This window comes from Candidatus Aegiribacteria sp., assembly GCA_021108435.1.
Taxonomy (GTDB): Bacteria; Fermentibacterota; Fermentibacteria; order Fermentibacterales; family JCC-6; genus Aegiribacteria.
In genome coordinates, this window is the sequence record JAIOQY010000122.1 from 1 (window position 1) to 4,008 (window position 4,008).

The following is a 4,008-nucleotide window of genomic DNA, read 5'->3' on the forward strand; positions in this document are numbered from 1 at the left end:
TATCCATGACCCTTTCGGAATGGGAATTCGAACCTGGAGGAAACTCGGATTCAGTTAAAGTCAGTATCGAGTATGCACAAGCAGTTGATTATATCATGCTTATCGACTGGAGTGACAACGAAAATTCCAGCACCTGGTCTATGAATCAGGATGATCCTTCAGGGTGCTGCTGGAGCAGAACCATTTCGTTTCCCTCTTACAGAACACATATTAAATTCTCTGTAATAGCCGGATCTCAAGATGAAGGTGGAGTCTGCTATACTCCTTTCTATTATCCTTTATACGCACCCCCCACATCATTCTCTCCCCGTAGAGTATGCGCTCCGACTGCAAGGCGGAGCATCTATTCATTTTATCCTGAAGTATTCGAAGTACTTGCCCCTGTACGGTACACCGTTTTCCTGTGGAGCCTTCCTGTTATTAATACATCTAACACTCCCCAGGATGTTTCCTTTTGCGGTTTCCAGGCGGGGAATCCGCCAGCCAGACTGTTTGCATCGAAACAGACAGTCATTGAACCCGGTGATACGCTGTACCTCACCAATAATTCGGAACTTCTGAGCGACATGATGCCTTACAACACTGTTTTAGGTAATCTTGCGCTGACCTCGCCTTCGAATACTGAGTTTATCCTGATGTATCCCTCGTGGCAGACTGCTCTGACTGTGACAGTTAAAGAGGAAGTAAATTGTAATGAATCAAGTTCTTCGGTCATTTTATCTGAAATCTGTTTCGATGGAGATTCCGGAGACTGGATCGAACTGTTCAATACAAGTCTGTTCAGAGCGGATATTTCCGGATACATCCTTATCGATGGACAGAATAATGAAATCACTCTTCCGCCAAATACTATGATCAATCCTGGAAGTTTCCTTGTTGTCTGTGAGGATGAACAATCCTTCCGTTCGGTGAACGGATATAACATCGAAGTAATCGAGGGAATGAATTTCGGACTCAATAATGAAAAAGATGGAGTCACTCTGCTTGAAAGCGACAGACTAATCTTTTCAGTGATGTATGATGCCGTATCCTGGCCCCTGGAAGACAATCATGTGCTTTCGCTTAGTTCACCTGAGCTTCCGCTTTCGAACTCATTAAGCTGGCAGGCGATTGAACTGCCTGGAACACCCGGCAGATCAAATCCAGGATGGCCTGATATCATTCTCAAACCGTTCATTGAAACCCTGTGGCCTAATCCGGTATCAACATCATTCAACCTGAATTATATAGTTCCGAGTGTTCCTGCAGAATTGCTTCTTTATGATATTTCAGGCAGACTGGTTCTTCAACCCCAATCAATTACAGGTCTGGAAGGAAGTCTGTCATGCAGCTTACCTCCATCTCTTACTCCGGGGATTTACTTCGCGGTTATAAGATCATGTGGAACATCAGCATCACGCAAGTTTGTCCTTCTACCATAGAAGTGAACAGACAATTGGTTTTTGAAGCTTTATTCTGAAGGCTCTGACAGTTATACTATATGTTCTAACGTAAAAAACAACAGAACAGGAAGAAATAATGAAATACTCCACTGCACTTACACTGATTTTAGCAATACTCATGGCGGCAACTGTCTCAGCTGACGTGGATGTGGAAAACGAAAACGCTGACAGCTTCATACTTTCAGCTTACGCCCGAGTAAGATACAGCCTGTTCGGAGGAGCTCTTACAATACCGGATAGATCATTCAGCATTGAATCATCGGGGCTGACCGCGGACTTCGATATCAATGACAATCTCGCAGGACAGCTTCAGCTGGAGATAAAACCTGACGAGATATTCCTGAAGGATTGCTACATCCTCTGGGAGCCGTTCAACGCGATCGAGCTGCAGGCGGGACAATTCAAGAAACCATTCTGCCTGAATACGTTAACAAGTACATGGGACCTCCAGGCGATAGACCATTCAATAACCCACAGAGAACTGAGTGATCTGCTGTACTCGGGAAGAGATATCGGAGTAACCGGAATACTGAATCCAGATGCTGTCTGGCTTCCCAGACTCTCGCTGGGAGTCTTTAATGGTTCTCCAGACGCAATAAACCAGGATAACGAGATCCAGTATGTGGGAAGGGCTGAATTTGATCTGCCTCTGGGTATCATGATTGGAGCCGACCTGTCAACTCTACGGTTCGGTGAAGCGGATCCTGAATCGGTAGATGGCTACACCTGCTCGGCAAGACAGAAAGCAATGGGAGCGGATCTTCAGTTGAACATTGAAATCAACAGTGATTTCTCGTTCCTTCTCCGCAGTGAGTATCTCAGGGGTGATAACTGGCAGATGGTAAATGTAATAGACGGTGTAGACCCACCGGAATTCCAGACATGGTGGGTAACCGGAGGTATTACGTGGGAAACGGGCAAACCCGCTCTCAAGAGTATAAGCACATCTGCAAGTATGGCTTCATGGCAGCCTGACAGATCAACCGATTCCAGGGAAGATGAACTGGTCTTTACAGTAAACATTGATACTGGAACTCCAGTGTGTGTCAGAGCTGCCGTAGTAAATCATCGACCGCATAATATGCTCTTTGAGGAAAAACACTCGGATTACATCCTGGAAGTGACCCTCGATATCTGATGACATCTCCTGAAGCTCCCCGCCTGCATTTTCACAGGTATGAATTCAAATACCTGATATCCGGAACTGTGCTTGCGGGTATAATGCGTGAGCTGGAACTCAGACTTGAGCGTGATATTCATTCCGACAGAAATGGAAGCTACTTCATCAGAAGTCATTACTTCGACACTGACAGATTCGACCTGTTTTATGAGAAACTCGCGGGATTGAGGAAACGGTACAAATTCCGATTCAGGAGTTACTCCTCTACTCCTGCTTATGCAAACCCGCTCTTCCTGGAACTGAAAGGCAGAGACGACAGCCTTGTTTTTAAGCACAGGCTCCTGCTTGATCCGAAGGGCACTGAACATTCTATGAGCAAGGGGACAAATTCATTTTCAGGATTTCTGCTTGATTCCGGAAATATCAATGGAACCGGAAAAAGATTTGTGTTCGACGCTTTCAGGAAAAAGCTTTCGCCCAGTGTTGTGGTGGACTATAGAAGGACTGCGTTTGAGAATAAAGCCAATCCTGATTTCAGAGTAACACTTGACAGTCAGGTCCTTGCTTTCAGAGCGGGTTTCGACGGTCATCCTGTCGGCAGATCCCATAACATTTCGAATGGATTTCAGGTGCTTGAAATCAAATTCCGTTATCATCTTCCGAGCTGGTTTCACAGACTGATTCAGGAATTTGAACTGAAGCGTGTTTCTTTTTCCAAGTTTGCACATGCTACTGATGTTACCTATATGAAAACATATGATTCATATCTCGATAAAGTTTTAGAGAGGAGACCGGCTTGTCTGAGTTGAACGAGTGGTTTACAGCAACCTCCGAGCAGGTTGGTTACAGTCCGCAGTCCATTGTCATAAATCTTCTTATTGCGCTGGCTGCCGGATTGATCATAGGATTTATCTACAAGAAAACACATAAGGGGCTTTCCTACTCTCAGTCATTCGTAGTTACCCTGGTCCTCATGTGTATTACGGTGAGCGCTGTGATGATGGTTATCGGCAGCAATCTCGCCAGGGCTTTCGCACTTGTTGGAGCGCTTACAATCGTCCGGTTCAGAACGGTGGTAAAGGATACAAAGGATACTGCATTTATATTCTTTGCTCTTACCGAAGGTATAGCATCCGGAACGGGAAACTATATTCTAACAGTTTATTCAACATTCTTTATCGGCGTAGTAGCCATAATACTCGCGAAAACCAACTTCGGTTCGATGCACAGAAGCGAGTTCATACTGAGATTTCGCTTCAACAGGGAATCAGGTGACGAAGAAGGATATGTGAATTTCATTGCTGAGAGGGCAAAACAAAGCACAATAATACACATAGAACCATCGGAAGATGGTATCTATCTTACCCTGACGTACGATCTTATATTAAAAACCGGTCTGACTTCTCAGGAAATCGTAACAGGTTTGAACAGCATTCCCGGAATCGA

The 4,008-nt window shown here is 45.0% G+C and carries 4 protein-coding genes; all 4 read left to right on the top strand.

Translation table 11 applies throughout. The annotated features are described in order from the left end of the window. A partial coding sequence (locus K8R76_07010; GenBank protein MCD4847922.1) for a lamin tail domain-containing protein occupies positions 1–1,421 on the top strand: 1,421 nt, incomplete at its 5' end. 97 nt (positions 1,422–1,518) lie between these two features. After that, complete coding sequence (locus K8R76_07015; protein MCD4847923.1) at positions 1,519–2,580, top strand: OprO/OprP family phosphate-selective porin; 1,062 nt, start codon at positions 1,519–1,521, stop codon at positions 2,578–2,580. Further along, complete coding sequence (locus tag K8R76_07020) at positions 2,580–3,371, top strand: polyphosphate polymerase domain-containing protein (protein MCD4847924.1); 792 nt, start codon at positions 2,580–2,582, stop codon at positions 3,369–3,371. Before K8R76_07015 ends, K8R76_07020 begins: the two co-directional genes overlap by 1 nt. Then, positions 3,359–4,008, top strand: a 650-nt coding sequence (locus K8R76_07025) for a DUF4956 domain-containing protein (GenBank protein MCD4847925.1), incomplete at its 3' end; no start/stop codon positions are given. The genes K8R76_07020 and K8R76_07025, both read left to right, overlap by 13 nt.